The sequence below is a fragment of the Streptomyces sp. NBC_00104 genome (genome assembly GCF_045160825.1).
In the GTDB taxonomy this organism is placed as follows: domain Bacteria; phylum Actinomycetota; class Actinomycetes; order Streptomycetales; family Streptomycetaceae; genus Streptomyces.
In genome coordinates, this window is the sequence record NZ_CP108215.1 from 6,336,883 (window position 1) to 6,356,324 (window position 19,442).

16 protein-coding genes are annotated in these 19,442 nt (G+C 72.3%); 14 read left to right on the top strand and 2 right to left on the bottom strand.

Annotation, left to right across the window (positions count from 1 at the left end):
* Positions 1-80: 80 nt before the first annotated feature.
* On the top strand, positions 81-914 hold the full coding sequence (locus OG272_RS27950) for an oxidoreductase (protein ID WP_326579584.1): 834 nt from the start codon (positions 81-83) through the stop codon (positions 912-914).
* Between the two features lie 370 nt (positions 915-1,284).
* On the opposite strand, the gene OG272_RS27955 is transcribed toward OG272_RS27950, so the two are convergent.
* Positions 1,285-2,109 (bottom strand): HAD-IB family hydrolase, encoded by an 825-nt coding sequence (locus OG272_RS27955; protein WP_326579582.1) that lies wholly within the window; start codon positions 2,107-2,109, stop codon positions 1,285-1,287.
* Positions 2,110-2,682: 573 nt separating this feature from the next.
* Here OG272_RS27955 and ssd point away from each other — a divergent pair.
* The 7 genes from ssd (at position 2,683) to OG272_RS27990 (ending at position 7,920) form a co-directional block, all read left to right on the top strand.
* Positions 2,683-3,777 carry a septum site-determining protein Ssd gene (ssd, locus tag OG272_RS27960; protein WP_326579580.1) on the top strand — a complete coding sequence of 365 codons (1,095 nt, stop codon included), beginning with the start codon at positions 2,683-2,685 and terminating at the stop codon, positions 3,775-3,777.
* A gap of 85 nt (positions 3,778-3,862) precedes the next feature.
* The gene (locus OG272_RS27965; RefSeq protein ID WP_327728420.1) at positions 3,863-5,065 is read left to right on the top strand and encodes a TadA family conjugal transfer-associated ATPase; all 1,203 of its coding nucleotides are present in this window, start codon (positions 3,863-3,865) and stop codon (positions 5,063-5,065) included.
* Between the two features lie 62 nt (positions 5,066-5,127).
* A complete protein-coding gene (locus tag OG272_RS27970; RefSeq protein WP_405896084.1) occupies positions 5,128-5,919 on the top strand; it encodes a type II secretion system F family protein in 792 nt (263 codons plus the stop codon).
* Complete coding sequence (locus OG272_RS27975) at positions 5,916-6,707, top strand: type II secretion system F family protein (RefSeq protein ID WP_326579574.1); 792 nt, start codon at positions 5,916-5,918, stop codon at positions 6,705-6,707. The genes OG272_RS27970 and OG272_RS27975 overlap by 4 nt, the downstream gene beginning before the upstream one ends.
* Before the next feature lie 109 nt (positions 6,708-6,816).
* Positions 6,817-7,086 carry a DUF4244 domain-containing protein gene (locus tag OG272_RS27980; protein ID WP_405895140.1) on the top strand — a complete coding sequence of 90 codons (270 nt, stop codon included), beginning with the start codon at positions 6,817-6,819 and terminating at the stop codon, positions 7,084-7,086.
* Positions 7,073-7,471, top strand: a complete 399-nt coding sequence (locus tag OG272_RS27985) for a TadE family type IV pilus minor pilin (RefSeq protein WP_327728418.1) — start codon at positions 7,073-7,075, stop codon at positions 7,469-7,471. Before OG272_RS27980 ends, OG272_RS27985 begins: the two co-directional genes overlap by 14 nt.
* Complete coding sequence (locus OG272_RS27990; protein ID WP_405895141.1) at positions 7,468-7,920, top strand: Rv3654c family TadE-like protein; 453 nt, start codon at positions 7,468-7,470, stop codon at positions 7,918-7,920. Before OG272_RS27985 ends, OG272_RS27990 begins: the two co-directional genes overlap by 4 nt.
* Before the next feature lie 54 nt (positions 7,921-7,974).
* On the opposite strand, the gene OG272_RS27995 is transcribed toward OG272_RS27990, so the two are convergent.
* The gene (locus tag OG272_RS27995; RefSeq protein ID WP_327728417.1) at positions 7,975-10,449 is read right to left on the bottom strand and encodes a DEAD/DEAH box helicase; all 2,475 of its coding nucleotides are present in this window, start codon (positions 10,447-10,449) and stop codon (positions 7,975-7,977) included.
* 83 nt (positions 10,450-10,532) lie between these two features.
* On the opposite strand from OG272_RS27995, the gene bldG reads away from it, so the two are divergent.
* The 6 genes from bldG (at position 10,533) to OG272_RS28025 (ending at position 19,425) form a co-directional block, all read left to right on the top strand.
* The gene (bldG, locus tag OG272_RS28000) at positions 10,533-10,874 is read left to right on the top strand and encodes an anti-sigma factor antagonist BldG (protein WP_005475923.1); all 342 of its coding nucleotides are present in this window, start codon (positions 10,533-10,535) and stop codon (positions 10,872-10,874) included.
* A gap of 108 nt (positions 10,875-10,982) precedes the next feature.
* Positions 10,983-11,417, top strand: coding sequence for an ATP-binding protein (locus OG272_RS28005; protein ID WP_326579541.1), 435 nt, complete (start codon positions 10,983-10,985; stop codon positions 11,415-11,417).
* 312 nt (positions 11,418-11,729) lie between these two features.
* Positions 11,730-14,135: a sodium-translocating pyrophosphatase gene (locus OG272_RS28010; RefSeq protein WP_405895142.1), complete on the top strand. Its 2,406-nt coding sequence runs from the start codon at positions 11,730-11,732 to the stop codon at positions 14,133-14,135.
* A 206-nt stretch (positions 14,136-14,341) separates the two neighbouring features.
* Complete coding sequence (locus OG272_RS28015) at positions 14,342-14,953, top strand: small secreted protein (protein WP_326579537.1); 612 nt, start codon at positions 14,342-14,344, stop codon at positions 14,951-14,953.
* Positions 14,954-15,092: 139 nt separating this feature from the next.
* Positions 15,093-16,625, top strand: coding sequence for a methyltransferase (locus tag OG272_RS28020; protein WP_405895143.1), 1,533 nt, complete (start codon positions 15,093-15,095; stop codon positions 16,623-16,625).
* Positions 16,626-17,067: 442 nt separating this feature from the next.
* Positions 17,068-19,425, top strand: coding sequence for a protein kinase domain-containing protein (locus OG272_RS28025; protein WP_405895144.1), 2,358 nt, complete (start codon positions 17,068-17,070; stop codon positions 19,423-19,425).
* The last annotated feature ends 17 nt before the right edge of the window (positions 19,426-19,442 follow it).

The following is a 19,442-nucleotide window of genomic DNA, read 5'->3' on the forward strand; positions in this document are numbered from 1 at the left end:
TGAGCGCCAAGGGTGCTCACGCGACGGTGGAAGACCACTCCTTCGAGGGGTTGGCCGCTGGTGCGCGTAGGGTCGTACTCATGAGTACGACAGGTGCGGCCGCCGATCCGCTCGCGGCCCTGGGAGAGCTTCCCGGTGTGGCCGAGTCCGTGGAGTCCGTGCGCAAGGCCGTGGACCGGGTCTACGGCCACCGCGTCATGCGGCGCCGCAGCCACGCGGTCACCTCCGAGGCGGCCCTGCGCGGCGCACGCGGCTCGGCGGCGCTCTCCGGTGCGGACTGGGCCCTGGAAGAGGTGCGTCGTCGTACGGACTTCAGCGGCCAGGACGGCGACGACGAGGCCCGCGCCGTGGGTGCCGCGCTGAGACTCACCGCCGAGGCGGGCCAGTTGCTGTCCATCTGGCGGCAGTCGCCCCTGCGGGTGCTGGCCCGGCTGCATCTGGTGGCGGCCGGTCGTGACGACGCGCGCGTGGGACGGCCCCGACAGGACGGGGAGCCCGTCGACGAGCCCCTCGTAGAGCTGCCTCTGCCGGGCGCCACCGAGGTCGCCGGCCGTCTCGACGGCCTTTCCGAGCTGATCATCAAGGGCAGTTCGGCCCCCGCCCTGGTGACCGCGGCCGTCGTCCACGGCGAACTGCTCGCCCTGCGCCCCTTCGGTTTCCACAACGGCCTCGTCGCGCGCGCGGCCGAACGGATCGTCCTGATCGGCAGCGGTCTCGACCCCAAGTCGGTCTGCCCGGCGGAGGTCGGTCACGCGGAACTCGGCCGCGCCGGCTACCTTGCCGCCCTCGACGGCTATGTCTCCGGCACTCCGGAGGGCATGGCCGCCTGGATCGCCCACTGCGGCCGGGCGATCGAACTGGGCGCACGCGAGTCGACGGCGGTGTGCGAGGCGCTGCAGCGCGGGGCGGCGTAGAGGCCCTGGATTCGGGCGGCGGACAACCCCCGGAAAAGGGATGCGGCGGTACGAGAATTCGTACCGCCGCTGGCATGTTCACCCGGTTACCAAGCGTCCTCGATATATGCCCATCAGGCCGGGAACTTGGCCCGTGACCTGGTGCGGCTGGCCCGTAATCGACGGGTCGACGTCGCGTGGGTGCCCGGTGTTCATGCTAGGTCCGTGGGGCCAAAATGAGTTATTAAAGGTGATCCTCTCGGATGTCCTTTGGTCTCGCGGGCCTTGAATCCTTTCTACTCCAGGACCGGGGCAAGCGGAACCCCTCGTTGTGCTTCTTTACTTTTAGGTTCAAAGAGGGTGAATCGGCTGCCGGTGTGCGGACCGCAGGTCAGGCGGTCGCCACCCGGCGTCGGCTCGTGTACCAGACGAGCCCCGCGGTGGCCGCCGCGGCGCCTATCGCCGCGGCCGCGAGGAGGGCGGGCCGCGGCCGCACGGCCAGGCGCTGCTTGAGGCGCACCGGTCGGTGGAAGTCGAGGATGGGCCACCCGCGCGCGAGGGCCTCCTTGCGCAGTGTCCGGTCCGGGTTCACCGCGTGCGGGTGGCCCACGGCCTCCAGCATCGGCAGGTCGGTCGCCGAGTCGCTGTACGCGTAGCAGTTCGCGAGGTCGTACTCCTCGGACTCGGCCAGCTCCCGGATCGCCTCGGCCTTCGTCGGTCCGTAGGCGTAGTACTCCACCTCGCCGGTGAAGCAGCCGTCGTCGCCGACGACCATCCGGGTCGCCACCACCCGGTCCGCGCCGAGGAGTTCACCGATGGGTTCGACCACCTCGGCTCCGGAGGTGGAGACGATGACGACGTCCCGCCCGGCGACGTGGTGCTCCTCGATGAGGGAGGCGGCCTCGTCGTAGATGATCGGGTCGATCAGGTCGTGCAGGGTCTCGGCGACGATGTCCTTCACCTGTTGGACGTTCCAGCCCCGGCACAGCGCGGACAGATACTTCCGCATCCGTTCCATCTGGTCGTGGTCGGCGCCGCCCGCGAGGAACACGAACTGGGTGTACGCCGTCCGCAAGGCGGCCCTGCGGTTGATCAGGCCGCCTTGGTAGAACGACTTGCTGAACGTGAGCGTGCTCGACTTCGCAATGACCGTCTTGTCCAGGTCAAAGAAGGCCGCTGTGCGGGGCAGGGAGTGGTTTTCCACGGGCCCGAGCATATGCGCCCGCCATTCGGGCTAGTGTGGGGCGCGTGGGTTTGCCTGAGAGGCCTCTCGGGTACACCATGGAAGTCACGGATCGTTCGCGACCGTGCTAACGCGGTCCGGCTCCTCCCCCCCGAGTCGGCCGTGAAGACGACCCCCACTCTCCCCCCCGGTGGGGGTCGTCGCATGTCCGGGTGCGTTTTCCCCTCTCCTCCCCAGCCCGCGAGGCGCTTTCGCGCCCTCGTGGGCTTTCCTCTGCCCCGGCACAGGATCCGTCACCGTCCGTAGCCGCCGGGCTGCGCTGCGGGAGTCGCACAGGAGTCGCCTGTTCGGGTGATGGCGATATTCACAAGCGCCGAGTTGTCCACAGTTATCGACCAAGATCCACACGATTTCCGAGATCGCCGCACCGTGATTCCAGCGCGTCCCGACGGCGGCCGGTTCATGGCCGGTTCCGTTTCCGGGACGCGTACGACCGGTTTCCGTCGGCGCCCCTATGGCGGCCGATCGCCGGTTCTACACACAGGACTTGAACAGGGGCGCCCGGAGCCGGGCGCCCCTGGGGAAGCAGCGAGGGGGCTGGAGATCGTGGCGGGAGCCATCACCAACGACCGGCCGTCCGCCGCCGAGGGGCGGCAGGGCAGGCCGTTGATCGTCACCGAGAACGTGGAACTGCTGGACGACCTGCTGCGCCTGTGCGCCGCCGCGGGCGCCCGGCCGGAGGTCCACCACGGCGTGCCGGAGGGCCGGGGCCGGTGGGAGACGGCGCCGCTCGTGCTCGTCGGGGACGACGCGGCGCGGCGGCTGCGCGGGGCCGCGCGCAGACGAGGAGTGGTGCTCGTCGGCAAGGACCAGGACGACTCCGGGGTGTGGCAGCGGGCCGTGGAGATCGGCGCCGACCACGTCCTGATGCTGCCGGACGGCGAGCAGTGGCTCGTCGACCGCATCGCCGACGTGGCGGAAGGCGTCGGCAGGCCCGCGCTCACCGTCGGCGTGATCGGCGGCCGAGGCGGCGCGGGGGCGTCCACACTGGCCTGCGCGCTCGCCGTCACCTCCGCGCGACAGGGCACGCGCACGCTCCTCGTGGACGCCGATCCCCTGGGCGGCGGCCTGGACGTGCTCCTCGGCGGCGAAAGCGCCGACGGGCTGCGCTGGCCTGCCTTCGCCGCCTCGCGTGGCCGGGTCGGCGGGGGCGCCCTGGAGGAGTCGCTCCCCGAGCTGCACTCCCTGCGCGTCCTCAGCTGGGACCGGGGCGATGCCGTGGCCGTCCCGCCCCAGGCCGTCCGCGCGGTCCTCGCGGCGGGCCGGCGGCGCGGCGGCGCGGTCGTCGTGGACCTGCCGCGCCGTATCGACGAAGGCGTCGCCGAGGCCCTCGCCCAGCTGGACCTGGGTCTCCTGGTCGTCCCCGCCGAGCTGCGCGCCGTCGCCGCCGCCTCCCGGGTCGCCTCCGCCTTCGGCATGGTCCTGCGCGACCTCCGCGTCGCGGTCCGCGGTCCGTACGCCCCCGGCCTCGACGACCACGAGGTGGCCCGTCTGCTGGGGCTGCCGCTCGCGGGCGAAGTACCCACCGAGGCCGGGCTGCCGGACGGCGGCAAACCACCGGGAGGCATCCCACGCGGACCACTCGCCCGGTTCTGCGAAGGCTTCTGGGAGCGGGTCGCGGTCAGGGGTGAGGCGGCGTGAACCGGGTGCCTCAGGACGGGCTGCCGGGCGGGCAGCCGTTGGGCCCCGGGAGCAGCGGGCGGTCCCTGAACGGGGGCGGGGCCGCATGAACGGGATGCCCCATGACGGTCTGTTGGACGGGGTGCGCCAGTGGCTCGTCGAGAGCGGGGCCGAGCCGACGCCCGCGCGGGTGGCGCAGGCGCTGCGGGAGCGGGGGCGGGTGCTCGGGGACGCCGAGGTGCTCGGGGCGGCCGAGCGGTTGCGGTCGGAGTTGGTGGGGAGCGGGCCGCTGGAGCCACTGCTCGCCGACCCGTCGGTCACCGATGTGCTGGTGTCGGCGCCCGACCGGGTGTGGGTGGACCGGGGCGGTGGCCTGGAACTGACCGGGATCTCCTTCCCCGACGCGGCCGCCGTACGACGGCTCGCGCAGCGCCTGGCGGCCGTCGCCGGACGCCGGCTGGACGACGCCCGGCCGTGGGTGGACGCCCGGCTCCCGGACGGCACCCGGCTCCACGCGGTGCTCCCACCGGTGGCCGTCGGCTCCACCTGCCTGTCCCTGCGGGTCGTACGGCCCCGTGCCTTCACCCTCGCCGAACTGGCGGCGGCGGGCACGGTGCCGCCCGGCGGCGACCGCGTCCTGCGAGCACTGATCCGCTCCCGGTCGTCGTACGTCATCAGCGGCGGGACCGGGACCGGCAAGACCACGCTTCTGAGCGCGCTGCTCGGCCTGGTCGACCCCGGCGAACGGATCGTGCTGGCCGAGGACTCGGCGGAGCTGCGGCCCGACCACCCACATGTGGTGCGGCTGGAGGGCAGACCGGCCAACCAGGAGGGCGTGGGTCTCGTGGAGCTCCAGGACCTGGTGCGCCAGGCGCTGCGGATGCGCCCGGACCGGCTGGTGGTCGGAGAGGTGCGGGGACCCGAGGTCGTGTCGTTGCTGGCCGCGCTGAACACCGGCCACGAGGGCGGCTGCGGGACGCTCCACGCCAACGCCGCGGGACAGGTGCCGGCCCGTCTGGAGGCCCTCGGTACGGCCGCGGGGCTCGACCGGGCCGCGCTGCACAGCCAGTTGGCGGCCGCGCTGTCGGTGGTCCTGCACCTCGTACGGGATCGGGACGGACGACGGCGGATCGCCGAGGTGCATGTGCTGGAACGGGACGGGTCGGGGCTGGTGGTGACCGTGCCGGCGCTCCGCTGGGGCGAGGCGGCGTTCGTGTACGAGCGGGGCTGGGAGCGGCTGCGGGGGCTGCTTCGGGACGGGCTGCAGAGCCGGGGCGACAGCCTTCTGGAAGGGAGTGAGCGGCGGTGACGGGGGTCGGAGAGGTGTCGGTCGGGGTGGTGGCCGTGACATGCGCCGGGGCGGCGGCCTGGATGGCGGGTGACGGGCGGGGCGCCGGGGTTCGGCGGGCGCGGTTGTTGCTGGCCGGTGGCGGGGCTGTGGGGCCGCCCCGCTGGGAACGGGTGGTCGGCAGGGTGCGGGGGCTGGGAGCCGAGTGGTGGGCGCCCGTGGCCGGGTCGGTGATCGCGGTGCTGGGGGCGTCGGTGCTGCCGGCCCTCGCGGGAGCGGCCGGGGTGCCGTTGCTGAGGCGGGTTCGGCGGGCGGCGGAGGAGCGCGGGGCCCGGGAGCGGCGGGGCGACGCCGTGGTCGCGCTGTGCGCGGCGCTCGCCGGGGAGGCACGGGCCGGGCGGCAGCCGGGTGAGGCGTTGTCGCGGGCCGCGAGGGACTCCGGCGGGCTCGGCGAGGCGCGAGCCGTGGTGCTGGCGGCGGCGCGGTTCGGCGGGGACGTACCGGGGGCCCTGGCGGCCGCGGCACGGCAGCCGGGCGCCGACGGGCTGCTGGGGCTCGCCGCGTGCTGGCGGGTGGCCGTGGACCGGGGTGCGGGCCTCGCCGCCGGGCTCGACCGGCTGGAGGGCGCCCTGCGCGCCGAGCGGGATCAGCGGGCCGACCTGCGCGCCCAGTTGGCCGGCGCCCGGTCGACGGCGGTGATGCTCGCCGGCCTGCCGGTCCTGGGGCTCCTGCTGGGCACCGCGCTCGGCGCGAACCCCCTGCACGTGGTGCTGCACAGCACGGCGGGGCTGGGCTGTCTGCTCGTCGGCGCGGTGCTGGAGGGTGCCGGGCTGTGGTGGGCGCTGCGGATCGTGCGGGGAGCTGAGGCGGCGTGAGCGGGGAGGTTGTCCACAGGCTGGGGGTGGCCCTCTGCGTGGTCGTGGGACTGTGGTGGCCGGCCCGGTCGCTCGACACCGCGCGACGCCGACGAAGGCTGCGCGCCCGGCTGGCCACCGTGCTCGTCCTGGCGGCCGAGCCGCCCCGGCGGAACCTCGTGTCACGGGGCGCCGTACGGCGATGGCTGCCGGTCGCCGGGGTGGTCGGCGCCGGGTGGGTGCTCGTCGGTGGCCTTCCGGGCCTGCTGCTGGGGCTGGCCGTCGGCGTCGGGGCCTGGCAGTGGCTCCGGAGGGCCCGGCGCCTGGGCGGCGACCCGGCAGAGGCGTACGACGTCGCGGCAGCCGCACGCCAGCTGCCTCTCGCCGCCGATCTGCTCGCCGCCTGCATCACGGCCGGGGCGAGCCCCGTGGCGGCCGCGCAGGCCGTGGGCGAGGCCCTGGGCGGCCCGGTGGGCGAGAGGCTGGCCAGGGGCGCGGCAGAGGCCCGGCTCGGAGGTGAACCGGCCGAGGCTTGGCGCTCGTTGGCGGCCCTCCCCGGAGCCGGAGCGCTGGCAAGGCTCCTGGAACGCGCCGACGAGTCCGGCGTACCGGCCGCCTCCCCTGTCGCCCGCCTCGCCGCCGAGGCCCGCGCCGAATGGGGCCGTTCGGCGACGGAGCGGGCCCGCCGGGCCGCCGTGATGGTCACCGCACCGGTCGGCCTGTGCTTTCTGCCCGCCTTCATCGCCGTGGGCGTGCTGCCGGTGGTCATCGGGCTGGCGGACGGGTTGTTGGGAGGGGGTGGGGGATGACGGGGCGGACTTGAGCGGGCGGTGAGCGGGCCGACCGGCGGTGAAGAGCAAGTAGTGATCAGTGATCAGTGATCGACAGTCGATGCAACAGAGCCTCACGGGGGTTGAGATGTCCAAGGCAGTGCAGGCAGTGCAGGCAGTGCAGGCAGTAACGGCAGTGCAGGCAGCGCGGGAAGCGGTGCGGGTTCGGGTGGTGCGGGCCGTGGTGTGCCGGGCGCGGGCGGCGCGGAGGGACGCGGGGATGGTGACCTCCGAGTACGCGGTGGGGATCATCGCGGCGGTGGCCTTCGCCGCGGTGCTCTACAAGGTGGTGACCAGCGGGCAGGTCCAGGCGGAGCTGCAGCAGATCGTCGGGCGGGCCCTCAATGGCGGGGCGTGAGCCAGGCCGGCCACGGCGGCGGCGCAGGGTGCTGGGCGGCGACGGTGGGTTCGTGACGGCCGAGGCGGCCATGGTCCTGCCCGTGCTGCTCCTGTTCGCGACGGCGCTGGTGTGGGCCCTGTTCGCCGCCTGCGCGCAGATCCAGGTCGTGGACGCCGCCCGGGCCGGGGCCCGTGCGGCAGCCCGGCAGGACCCGCCTGCCGCGGTCGTGGCGGCGGCCCGGAAGACGGCGCCGGACGGGGCGGAGGTGAGCGTGGGCCGGGAGGGTGACTTCGTACGCGTCGTGGTCTCGGCCCCGGCGCCGGGCCCGGACGGACTGGGCCTCGATCTCGGTCATACGGCCGTGGCGCTGGCGGAGGAGACGGTCGGGGAGGGGGCCGGGTGACCGCGTTCTCGTGGTCCGGCGGGCGGCTGCGGGTCACCCGTTCGGCCAGCGCGGCCAACTCGGCCAGCGCGGCTGGTTCGGCTGGTTCGGACAGAGGGTCCGCGACCGTCTGGGCCGTCGGGGCGATCGCGGTGTTGTGCGCCGTGTTCGGGGCCGTACTCGCGCTGGGGCAGGTCGTCGTGATCCGGCATCAGGCGGAGGCGACGGCCGACCTCGCGGCTCTCGCCGCCGCCGATCACTGGATGAAGGGCGACGAGGGGGCCTGTGCGACGGCGGAACGGGTGGCAAGGGCACAGGGCGGCCGCCTCGTGCTCTGCGAGGTCGAGGGAGAGATCTCCGATGTCACGGCGGCCTCGGGCATGGGCCCACTGACCGCCGAGTCCAGGGCACGGGCGGGCCCGCCGGGGCCGGCGGCCGTCCCCGAACCCCGAGATGCCTTCGGGCCCTAGTGAGCTGGTCCGGAGATCCTGCCGCTACTGCGACAGGATCTCCGGACCAGCTCACTAGGCCGCCCGGTCCGCCGGCGGAGCGTCGGGTGCTGTCCGCAACAGCTCGGTCAGCAGCCGCACGGCCCCCCGTTTGTGCAGCGGGTCGTTGCCGTTGCCGCACTTGGGGGACTGGATGCAGGACGGGCAGCCGGCGTCGCACTCGCAGGAGGCGATGGCCTGGCGGGTGGCGGTGAGCCAGGCGCGGGCGGTGTGGAAGGCGCGCTCGGCGAAGCCCGCACCGCCGGGGTGGCCGTCGTAGACGAAGACCGTCGGGAGCAGTGTGTCCGGGTGGAGCGGGACCGAGACGCCGCCGATGTCCCAGCGGTCGCAGGTCGCGAAGAGGGGCAGCATGCCGATCGAGGCGTGTTCGGCGGCGTGCAGGGCGCCGCCGAGGATCTCGGGGTTGATCCGGGCCGTGTCCAGCTGGTCCTCGGTGACGGTCCACCACACGGCGCGGGTGCGCAGCGTACGAGGGGGGAGATCGAGTTTGGACTCGCCGAGCACCTCTCCGGTGATGAGGCGGCGGCGGAGGAAGGAGACGACCTGGTTGGTGACTTCGACGGAGCCGTAGCACAACCGGCCGTCGCCCCAGGGGACTTCGGTGTCGGTCTCCAGGACGGAGATGGAGGTGGTGTCGCGGGCGACCGTGGAGTAGGGCGGGTCGGCCTGTTCGACGAGGGCGACGGAGTCCTCCAGGTCCAGTTCGCGCACCAGGTACGTACGGCCCTGGTGCAGATGGACCGCGCCCTCGTGGACGGAGGTGTGGGCGGCGCCCGCGTCGACCGTGCCGAGGAGCCGGCCCGTGCCGGTCTCGACGATCTGGACGGGGCGGCCGCCCTGGCCCCGGATGTCGGTCAGGTCGGCGGCCCGCTCGCGGCGCGTCCAATGCCAGGCTTTGGCCCGGCGGCGGAGCAGCTTCGCGGCCTCCAGTTGTGGCAGCAGTTCCTCGCAGGCCGGGCCGAACAGGCCGAGGTCCTCGTCCGTCAGGGGCAGTTCCGCGGCGGCGGCGCAGAGGTGCGGGGCGAGGACGTACGGGTTGTCGGGGTCGAGGACGGTCGATTCCACCGGCTGGTCGAACAGGGCCTCCGGATGGTGGACCAGGAAGGTGTCCAGCGGGTCGTCGCGGGCCACGAGGATGGCGAGGGCGCCCTGGCCGGAGCGTCCGGCGCGGCCGGCCTGCTGCCACAGGGAGGCGCGGGTGCCCGGGTAGCCGGCGATGAGGACGGCGTCCAGGCCGGAGATGTCGACGCCGAGTTCGAGGGCGGTGGTGGCGGCGAGGCCGAGGAGTTCGCCGGAGTGGAGGGCGCGTTCGAGGGCGCGGCGTTCCTCGGGGAGGTAGCCGCCGCGGTAGGCGGCGACACGCCGGGCGAGGGAGCGGTCGACCTCGGCCAGACGTTCCTGGGCGATCACGGAGATCAGCTCGGCGCCGCGCCGGGAGCGTACGAAGGCGACCGAGCGGACGCCCTGGACGGTCAGGTCGGTGAGGAGGTCGGCGGTCTCGGCGGTGGCCGTGCGGCGGACGGGGGCGCCCTTCTCGCCGTGCAGATCGGTGAGCGGGGGCTCCCAGAGGGCGAACACCAGTTCGCCGCGGGGTGAGGCGTCGTCCGCGACCTCGGTGACGGGGACGCCGGTGAGGCGGCGGGCGGCGACCGAGGGTTCGGCGGCGGTGGCGGAGGCGAGCAGGAAGACGGGTTCGGCGCCGTAGCGGGCGCACAGGCGGCGCAGGCGCCGGAGCACCTGGGCGACATGGGAGCCGAAGACGCCGCGGTAGGTGTGGCACTCATCGATGACGACGTACTTGAGGGCGCGCAGGAAGGAGGCCCAGCGGGGGTGGGAGGGGAGGATGCCGCGGTGCAGCATGTCGGGGTTGGTGAGGACGTAGTTGGCGTACTGGCGGACCCACTCGCGTTCCTCGACGGGGGTGTCGCCGTCGTACACGGCCGGGCGTACGGCGTTTCCGAGAGGTTGTGAAAGTTCCTTCACGGATCGGCGCTGATCCGCTGCGAGGGCCTTGGTGGGGGCCAGGTAGAGCGTGGTCGCCCCACGGCCGTTCGGGGCCTCGGAGCCGTCCAGGAGGCGCGACAGGACCGGGACGAGATACGCCAGGGACTTGCCGGAGGCGGTTCCGGTGGAGACGACGACCGATTCGCCGTCCAGCGCGTGCTCGGCGACGCGTGCCTGGTGGGCCCAGGGATGTTCGATTCCCGCGGCCTGCACGGCGGCGACGACCTCCGACCGGATCCGGTCGGGCCAGACGGCATGGCGGCCCGCGCGCGGGGGCACATGCTCCGTATGAGTGATGCGCGAAGCCCGGCTCGGCCCCGAGGCGAGCCGGTCCAGGACCGTGCTCGGCGAGGGGCTGGAAGCGGTGTCCGTCGGGGATCGATCGGATCGGTGATTCTTGGCCATCGGCATCGAGTGTGTCACCGGCGTGACGGACAATGGAGCCAAGGCGTCGTGCACGCCTGCCGGTAAGTGATTGAATGCCATCGCGGCTGGCGAACCGTCCCGGGGGCTTTCAAGCCGAGGTGTCCCGAGGGGCGAACGCTCGATAGCAAGGTGCTGGAGGATCCGTGGACCTGTCCCTGTCGACCCGTACCGTCGGCGATCGTACGGTCGTCGAGGTCGGTGGCGAAATCGACGTTTATACCGCGCCCAAGCTGCGTGAGCAGCTGGTCGAGCTGGTCAACGACGGGAGTTTTCACCTCGTCGTGGACATGGAGGGCGTCGACTTCCTCGACTCCACCGGGCTCGGCGTGCTGGTGGGCGGCCTGAAGCGCGTACGGGCCCATGAGGGCTCGCTGCGTCTGGTGTGCAACCAGGAGCGGATTTTGAAGATCTTCCGCATCACCGGTCTGACCAAGGTGTTCCCGATTCACACCTCGGTCGACGAAGCGGTGGCAGCCACCGACTGATCGCGCCCGCCCGGGCCCAGCGTCCGGAACGGCGAGAGACAAGTGAGGGGGGACCGGGCCCGTGGGCCCGGCCCTTCGACAGCACGCCCGTAGTTCCGAGGGGGATGCATGGCCACCGTTGAACTCCGCTTCAGCGCGCTGCCCGAGCACGTCCGGACCGCCCGACTGGTGGCGGCAGCGGTGGCGCGCAGGGCCGGAGTGGACGAGGCCGTCCTCGACGAGGTCAGGTTGGCCGTCGGCGAGGCGTGCACCCGTGCCGTCGGACTGCATCAGAGCAGTGGCATCTCGGCGCCGGTGCGGGTGTTGCTGATCGAGGAGGAGAAGCAGTTCTCCATCGAGGTCGGCGACGAGGCGCCGCACGCCGTCCCCGGTGGCGATCCATCGGGCGCCGGCGGTGAGGCGGACGCCGAGATCGAGGAGGACGACATGGGCCTCGCGGTCATCAGCGGCCTCGTCGACGACGTGGAGGTCACCGCCGGGGAGAACGGCGGACTGATCCGCATGACCTGGCCGACGACGCCGTCGATCGTGGTCGTGCCCTGATCCTCACAACTTCAAGTAGTACCGCGAGGGCCCTGCTGAGCAGGGCCCTTCGTGTTTGTTGGGCATTTATTCCGATCACCGTCCATCGGACCACCGGAATTCGTGAAGGAATTCACGATCAATCGCGCGATAATTTGATCAAGCGTCAATGCCTTTGAGGCGTTACTTCTTTCGAGTAATGTGTCCGTGCGTGGATCATTTGCTGAGAAGCATGTGAAGGCCAATTCCGTTTGCCGTGCACTGTTTTGATCAGGTTCCGCTCCCTACAATCCGTCCACATCTTGAGCTCAGCCCAAGCGTCAAGGAGGACGAATGGCGGGGCTTTCTACCCCTCAAAGGTTTGACCACACCGCGAACTTCGCAGCCGCGGTGCTGACCGACGACAACCGGATCATCATCATGGTGATCGGCGTCGTGGCACTGGCCGCGCTCGCCGTCGCCGGGGTCCTGGTGCGCCAGGTGCTCGCGGCGGGCGAGGGCACCGAGAGCATGAAGAAGATCGCGACGGCGATCCAGGAAGGTGCGAACGCCTACCTGGCACGGCAGTTGCGCACGCTCGGCGTATTCGCCGTCGTCGTGTTCTTCCTGCTCATGCTGCTGCCCGCGGACGACTGGAATCAGCGCGCCGGACGGTCGGTGTTCTTCTTGATCGGCGCGGCGTTCTCGGCGGCCACCGGTTATATCGGTATGTGGCTCGCCGTGCGCAGCAACGTGCGCGTCGCCGCGGCGGCCCGGGAAGCGACACCGGCGGAAGGAGAGCCCGAAAAAGATCTCACCGCCGTCTCGCACAAGGCGATGAAGATCGCATTTCGCACCGGCGGCGTCGTCGGCATGTTCACGGTGGGGCTCGGCCTCCTCGGCGCGTCCTGCGTGGTCCTCGTGTACGCGGCCGACGCGCCGAAGGTGCTGGAGGGCTTCGGCCTCGGGGCCGCGCTCATCGCCATGTTCATGCGGGTCGGCGGCGGCATCTTCACCAAGGCCGCCGACGTCGGCGCCGACCTGGTCGGCAAGGTCGAGCAGGGCATTCCGGAGGACGATCCGCGCAATGCCGCGACCATCGCCGACAACGTGGGCGACAACGTCGGCGACTGCGCGGGCATGGCGGCCGACCTCTTCGAGTCGTACGCCGTCACGCTCGTCGCCGCGTTGATCCTCGGCAAGGCGGCGTTCGGCGACGCCGGGCTCGCGTTCCCGCTGATCGTGCCCGCGATCGGCGTACTCACCGCGATGATCGGTATCTTCGCGGTGGCACCCCGTCGCACCGACCGCAGCGGCATGTCCGCCATCAACCGCGGTTTCTTCATCTCCGCGGTGGTCTCGCTGGTACTGGTCGCCATCGCCGTCTACGCCTACCTGCCGTCGTCGTACGCCGACCTCGAAGGCGTCACGGACACGGCGATCCAGGGCCATGCCGGCGATCCGCGGTTCCTCGCGGTCGTCGCGGTGGCCATCGGCATCGTGCTGGCCGCGCTGATCCAGCAACTGACCGGCTACTTCACCGAGACCACCCGGCGTCCCGTACGGGACATCGGCAAGAGCTCGCTGACCGGCGCGGCCACCGTCGTCCTCGCCGGTATCTCCATCGGTCTCGAATCGGCCGTCTACACCGCCCTGTTGATCGGCCTCGGCGTGTACGGGGCGTTCCTGCTCGGCGGTACGTCGATCATGCTCGCGCTGTTCGCGGTGGCGCTGGCCGGCACCGGTCTGCTCACCACGGTCGGCGTCATCGTCGCCATGGACACGTTCGGGCCGGTCTCCGACAACGCGCAGGGCATCGCCGAGATGTCCGGCGACGTCGAGGGCGCGGGCGCGCAGGTGCTCACCGACCTGGACGCCGTCGGCAACACCACCAAGGCCATCACCAAGGGCATCGCCATCGCCACGGCCGTCCTCGCGGCCGCCGCGCTCTTCGGCTCGTACCGCGACGCGATCCTCACGGCCGCGAACGACGTCGGCGAGAAGGTCTCCGGCGAAGACGCGCCGATGAACCTGATGATGGACATCTCGCAGCCCAACAACCTCGTCGGGCTCATCGCGGGCGCCGCGGTCGTCTTCCTCTTCTCGGGGCTGGCGATCAACGCGGTCTCGCGGTCGGCGGGCGCGGTGGTCTACGAGGTGCGGCGGCAGTTCCGCGAGCACCCCGGGATCATGGACTACAGCGAGAAGCCCGAGTACGGCCGGGTCGTCGACATCTGCACCAAGGACGCCCTGCGAGAGCTGGCCACGCCCGGTCTGCTCGCCGTCATGGCGCCCATCGCGATCGGGTTCACGCTCGGGGTCGGAGCGCTCGGCGCGTACCTCGCCGGGGCGATCGGCACCGGGACGCTGATGGCGGTGTTCCTCGCCAACTCCGGTGGCGCGTGGGACAACGCCAAGAAGCTCGTCGAGGACGGTCATCACGGTGGCAAGGGCAGCGAGGCCCATGCCGCGACCGTCATCGGTGACACGGTGGGCGACCCGTTCAAGGACACCGCGGGACCGGCCATCAACCCGCTGCTGAAGGTGATGAACCTCGTCGCGCTGCTCATCGCGCCCGCGGTCGTCCAGTTCAGCTACGGCGAGGACAAGAGCGTCGGGTTGCGCGTCGCGATCGCCGCGGCCTCGATCGCCGTGATCGTCGGGGCGGTGTACGTGTCCAAGCGGCGCGGGATCGCCGTGGGTGACGAAGACAACTCCGAGCGGGTGGCCAAGTCGGCGGATCCAGCGGTGGTTTCGTAGGCGGTCTTACGGCCGGGCCTGCGAGGGTCCAGCTCAAGGGGCGGGCGGGCGGCGCGTGTTGACGCGCCGCCCGCCCGCCCTCGTATGTGCCGACGGTCTCCGTGAGCCTTCTCTCTCTTGGTGCAAACGGTTACAAAAGGGTGCACTGGGGGTGCTCGGCACACAGGTGTCGCCCATGTGCCGTGTATGTTCCGGGGCCGAGAGCCATGGAAGGGACCAATCCGGTGAACAAGAAGCTCGCGGCCGCACTGTCCGGCGGTGCGGTACTGGTACTGGCGCTGTCCGGCTGCAGCGGCGACGACGAGACGAACGACAAGCTGAACTCCTGGGCCAAGGAGGTCTGCGACTCCGTGCAGCCGCAGATCAAGAAGATCGCGGCGGCCAACGCCTCGATCCAGCAGGAGACCTCGGACGACAGCGCACCGGCGGACGTGCAGAAGGCCGACTCCCAGGGCTTCCAGGACATCTCCGACGCGTACAAGGCGATGGCGACGGCCATTCAGAAGGCCGGGGCGCCGGATGTCGAGGACGGCGCGAAGAAGCAGAAGGCCGCGGTCGCCGAGCTGAACCAGCTGTCGACGGCGTACGGCGAGCTGAAGAAGAAGTCGGACGCGCTGAACACGAAGGACCAGGCGAAGTTCGCGGACGGGCTCGAAGGGGTTGCCACCGAGCTGGAGAAGCTGAGCAAGACCGGGAGTGACGCGCTGAAGGAGCTGGAGAAGGGGGAGGTCGGGCAGGCGATGGCCGAGCAGAAGAGCTGCACGTCCGCGACCACCCCCGGGTCGGCGTCCGCGCCGGCTTCTTCGACCAAGAGCTGAGCGGGGTTTCGCCGGGCGGCGGGTGACTGGGCCGTCGGTCCGGCGTCCGGCGTCCGGCGCTGGGCGGGGATGGTCGTTGCCCTGCGGCGCGGTTGTCCGCAGCCGAGTGGGGTCACCCCGCGCGGCTACGCTGAGCGGTGTGAGTGACTCCAGGTTGTCTTCGCTGCCCTCTGTTGACCGGTCCGATGTCGCTGTGCGGCTGCGGGAGGCGCTGATCGGTGCCGAATTCACCGCTGATGGGCTGCTCGAGCTGCTCGGCGCCTCCGCGTACGCGGCGCTGGCGCGGAGTGAGGTCGTGCCAGCGCTGAGGGCGACGCGCGGGGAGACGGCGCTGGAGGCGCTGGTGCGGCTGTTTCTGTTGCAGCAGCCGGTCGCAGGCGCGCGCGTGGACGGTGTGCTGCCCCTCGACGCGTGCGTGGAGAGCGGGTGGCTCCTTCGCGTCGGTGAGGACGGGGACGAGGTCGCCGCCGCCGTCGATGTGCGGCCGTACGGCGGGCCCGACGGTGAGGACTGGTTCATCGTGTCCGACCTGGGGTGCGCGGTCGGTGGGGCCGGGGGGATCGGGAGCCGGGACGAGGGTGTCGTGCTGGGGGTGGGCGGGGCGTCCACGACCCTCGCCGGGATCACCGTGCGGACGGCCGTCGGATCCGCCCTCGATCTGGGGACCGGCTCCGGCATCCAGGCGCTGCACGCCGCGCACCACGCCACGCGCGTGACGGCGACCGACCTCAACCCGCGCGCGCTGCACATCACGGCGCTCACGCTGGCGCTCTCCGGAGCACCGGCGGCCGATCTGCGCCAGGGCTCGCTCTTCGAGCCGGTCCGGTCGGACGAGACGTACGACCTCATCGTGTCCAATCCACCGTTCGTGATCTCGCCCGGCGCCCGGCTGACGTATCGCGACGGCGGGATGGCGGGGGACGACCTCTGCCGCACGCTCGTTTCGCAGGCGGGGGAGCGGCTGAACGAGGGCGGGTTCGCGCAGTTCCTCGCCAACTGGCAGCACGTGGAGGGGGAGGACTGGCAGGAGCGGCTCAGGTCGTGGGTGCCGCGCGGGTGCGACGCGTGGATCGTCCAGCGGGAGGTCCAGGACGTCACGCAGTACGCGGAGTTGTGGCTGCGGGACGCGGGTGACCACCGCGGTGACGTGGCCGAGTACCGGGCGCGGTACGACGCCTGGCTCGACGAGTTCGAGGCGCGGAAGGTGAAGGGCGTCGGGTTCGGGTGGATCACGCTGCGGAAGTCGGCCGCCGCGGACTCCGAGCCCTCGATCACCGTCGAGGAGTGGCCGCATCCGGTCGAACAACCGCTCGGCGATACCGTGCGGCAGCACTTCGCGCGCGTCGACTACCTGCGGGCGAACGACGACGCGGCGCTTCTCGCCGCGCACTTCCGGCTCACCGCCGAGGTCGTCCAGGAGCAGGTCGGGCTGCCCGGCGCCGAGGACCCCGAGCATGTGGTGCTGCGTCAGAACCGGGGCATGCGCCGGGCCACGAAGGTGGACACGGTCGGCGCGGGATTCGCCGGTGTGTGCGACGGCAGGCTCAGCGCGGGGCGGATTCTGGACGCCATCGCCCAGCTCGTCGGCGAGGACCCCGTCGCTCTGCGGGACCGTACGCCGGTCCAGATCCGGCTCCTTGTCGAACAGGGGTTCCTCGAACCGGCTCCGTGAGCGGCTGATGCCGACCTGAGCGGCTGATGCCGACCTGAGCGGCCGTGCCGACCTGAGCGGCCGTGCCGACCTGAGCGGCCGTGCCGACCTGAGCGGCCGTGCCGACCTGAGCGGCCGTGCCGAACGAGCGGCCGTGCCGACGTGAGGGGCCGGCCCGGAGAGCGGTTCCCAGCACCCGGCACCCGGTGAGAAAGCCGCGCCAGGGCTTCGTGCCCGGTGACGATTTCCGTACCGTCCGGTGACGGTCCTGGTACCCCGTGCGGCGCCCGTCCCCGTGACGTGCGGGGCGTGTTCGTACTCCTGGGGCGCAAGTGTCCCCTCTGCCTGGATTGGTCCGTAAAAGGGCTCCTGTCAGTGGTGCGTGCGAAGCTATTTTCAAGAGACGGATGCGACGTGTCCTCGGGGGAGGCACGCGCTGTCTCTGGGGGATCGGGGGATCGCGATGGCGGGGGCTTCGCCGGAGCAGGGCCAGGGAAGGACCATCAACGGCCGGTACCGACTGCTGCGCACCCTGGGCGCGGGCGGCATGGGCCGGGTCTGGCTCGCGTACGACGAGGAGTTGGCCTGCGAGGTCTCCATGAAGGAGATCTCCCTGCCCGACGTTCCGACGGACGCGACCGAGCCCGCCCAGCGCATCGCCCGGGCCCGCAGCGAGGCCCGGCACGCCGCGCGGCTGCGCGGCCATCCGCATGTGGCCACGGTCCACGACGTGGTGATCCACGACGGCCTGCCGTGGATCGTCATGGAGTACGTGCCGGACGCGATCGACCTCCAGGCGGTCGTACGGCAGCGGGGGCCGCTCCCGCCCGAGCAGGTCGCCCGGATCGGGATCGCCGTCCTCGACGCGCTCACGGCGGGGCACCGGATCGGCATACTCCACCGGGATGTGAAACCGGCCAACATCCTGCTGGCCGCCGACGCCTCGGGCGACCCCTACGCCCGCGTGCTGCTCACCGACTACGGCATCGCGCTCCAGCCGGAGTCCCGCGAGCCCCGGCTCACCGCCACCGCCGGCATCCTCGGCACGCCCGGGTATCTGGCGCCCGAGCGGGCGCGGGGCGAGCCGCCGACACCGGCCGCCGACCTGTTCTCGCTCGGCGCCACGCTGTACGCCGCGGTCGAGGGGCGCGGGCCCTTCGACCGCCACGGCGAGTACGCGACGCTCACGGCGCTGCTCGGCGAGGAGCCGACGCCGCCCGTCCGCGCCGGGGAACTGGCCTCCGTTCTGCACGGCCTGCTCATCAAGGACCCGGTGCGCCGGCTGTCACCGGAGGCGGTGGCGCGCGGCCTGGAGCGGGTCGCCGACGCGGGCGGCGCAGCCACCCCGCCGGGCTGGGGAGCCACCCCCGCTTCGGCGCCCGGCGGCTTCGGACCGGCTCCAGGCACTCCTGCCACGCCCGGTACGCCCGGCGGTCACGCGAGCGCCGGTGCGCCACCGGGATACGTGGGGAGCGCGCCGCCCGGGTACGTGGCCGCCGGGCAGCACGGTCTGGGAGGCACGCCGAACACGCCGGGCGCACCCCACACGCCGTACGCACCGCACACTCCGGGGGCCCCGCACACACCCGGTGCACCCTCCGCGCCGAACACCCCGAACACCCCGGCGGGCGGCCCGCCCACGCCGGGCGGGCCGTCACCGTACGACCCGTGGCAGCAGGGGCAGCAGGGGCAGCAGCCTCGGAGTCCCTACGACAGCTACAACCCGTACGGGGGCGGCCCGTCCACGCCCTATGGAGGCACACCGGGCGGCCGGCCCACGCCGTACGGCGGCGGTCAGGCGTCGGCGTACAGCGGCACCGTGGGCAGTCAGTCGCTGCCGTACGCGGCCAACCCGTCGACGCCGTACGGGGGCGGCGGGGCTCAACCGCCGGGGTACGCCGGGCTCCCGACCCTCACGGCCGGGGGCCCGCCGCCCGGCGCGCCGAAGCGGAAGATGCCCGCGGCGGCGATCCTCGCGATCGTGGTCGCCGTGCTGCTGGTGGCGGGCGGCGGGACCTGGGCCGCGGTGAACCTGACGGGCGGTCCGGACCCCAAGCCCTCCGACACCCCGGAGGTGCTCGTGTCGCCGCCGGGGTCGGAGTATCCCTACGGCGAGCAGGCGGCCCTCAAGAAGGCGCTGGAGGTGGGGGACTGCGTCAAGGCGGTCTGGACGGGGACGGCCTTCAAGTCGGTGCCCGACCTCGGCGTGGTGGACTGCGACGAGGACTGGCCGGACGGCCAGGTGGTGGCGGTGGAGACGGCGTCGGACCACGCGGACGCCAGGGCCGACGGATCGCGGCGCTGCGCGGGCCAGGCCGGCCGGTTGGCCGAGGCCCTGCCCGACGCGGGGGTCTACGCGCTCGTCCCGACGAAGGAGGGCTTCACCGCGGCCAAGGGCGGTACGGCATGTCTCGTACTCGGCCGGCATGTCCCGATCGGCGGCGAGGTGGGCCGACTCCGTGACGTGGGCATGAATCTGTGGCCCACTCAGATGGCCGTCGGCGACTGCTGGGACTACACCACCAGGGACGAGGGGTACGACGCCCCGCTGACCGACTGTGCCGAAGCGCACACCGACCAGGTCGTCGGCTCGGTCCAGGCGCCCGCCAACATGACCTTCGACGGAGCCCTCGCCGAAGGGGGAAAGCTGTGCACCAACAGGTTCGAGACGAGTTGGGCCCCCGGCGCTGACCTGATCGTGTCGGGATGGGTGTCCGACGAAGAGGAATGGAAGAAGGGTTTCAGCAAGGTGGTGTGCACGGTGCGCAACGCCGATGTGTCGAAGACGACCGGGAAGATACCCACGCCCGGCTCGGTCTGAGGCCCCGGCCGCGCCCG

What these genes read in the sequence shown, in the direction of transcription:
- OG272_RS28010 (WP_405895142.1), top strand. Translation starts at nt 11,730, where the DNA reads ATGGCGGGGCTTTCTACCCCTCAAAGGTTTGACCACACCGCGAACTTC.
- OG272_RS28025 (WP_405895144.1), top strand. Translation starts at nt 17,068, where the DNA reads ATGGCGGGGGCTTCGCCGGAGCAGGGCCAGGGAAGGACCATCAACGGC.
- OG272_RS27950 (WP_326579584.1), top strand. Translation starts at nt 81, where the DNA reads ATGAGTACGACAGGTGCGGCCGCCGATCCGCTCGCGGCCCTGGGAGAG.
- OG272_RS27965 (WP_327728420.1), top strand. Translation starts at nt 3,863, where the DNA reads ATGAACGGGATGCCCCATGACGGTCTGTTGGACGGGGTGCGCCAGTGG.
- OG272_RS28015 (WP_326579537.1), top strand. Translation starts at nt 14,342, where the DNA reads ATGGAAGGGACCAATCCGGTGAACAAGAAGCTCGCGGCCGCACTGTCC.
- OG272_RS27970 (WP_405896084.1), top strand. Translation starts at nt 5,128, where the DNA reads ATGGCGGGTGACGGGCGGGGCGCCGGGGTTCGGCGGGCGCGGTTGTTG.
- OG272_RS27955 (WP_326579582.1), bottom strand. Translation starts at nt 2,109, where the DNA reads ATGCTCGGGCCCGTGGAAAACCACTCCCTGCCCCGCACAGCGGCCTTC.
- OG272_RS27980 (WP_405895140.1), top strand. Translation starts at nt 6,817, where the DNA reads ATGTCCAAGGCAGTGCAGGCAGTGCAGGCAGTGCAGGCAGTAACGGCA.
- OG272_RS28005 (WP_326579541.1), top strand. Translation starts at nt 10,983, where the DNA reads ATGGCCACCGTTGAACTCCGCTTCAGCGCGCTGCCCGAGCACGTCCGG.
- OG272_RS27995 (WP_327728417.1), bottom strand. Translation starts at nt 10,449, where the DNA reads ATGGCATTCAATCACTTACCGGCAGGCGTGCACGACGCCTTGGCTCCA.
- OG272_RS27985 (WP_327728418.1), top strand. Translation starts at nt 7,073, where the DNA reads ATGGCGGGGCGTGAGCCAGGCCGGCCACGGCGGCGGCGCAGGGTGCTG.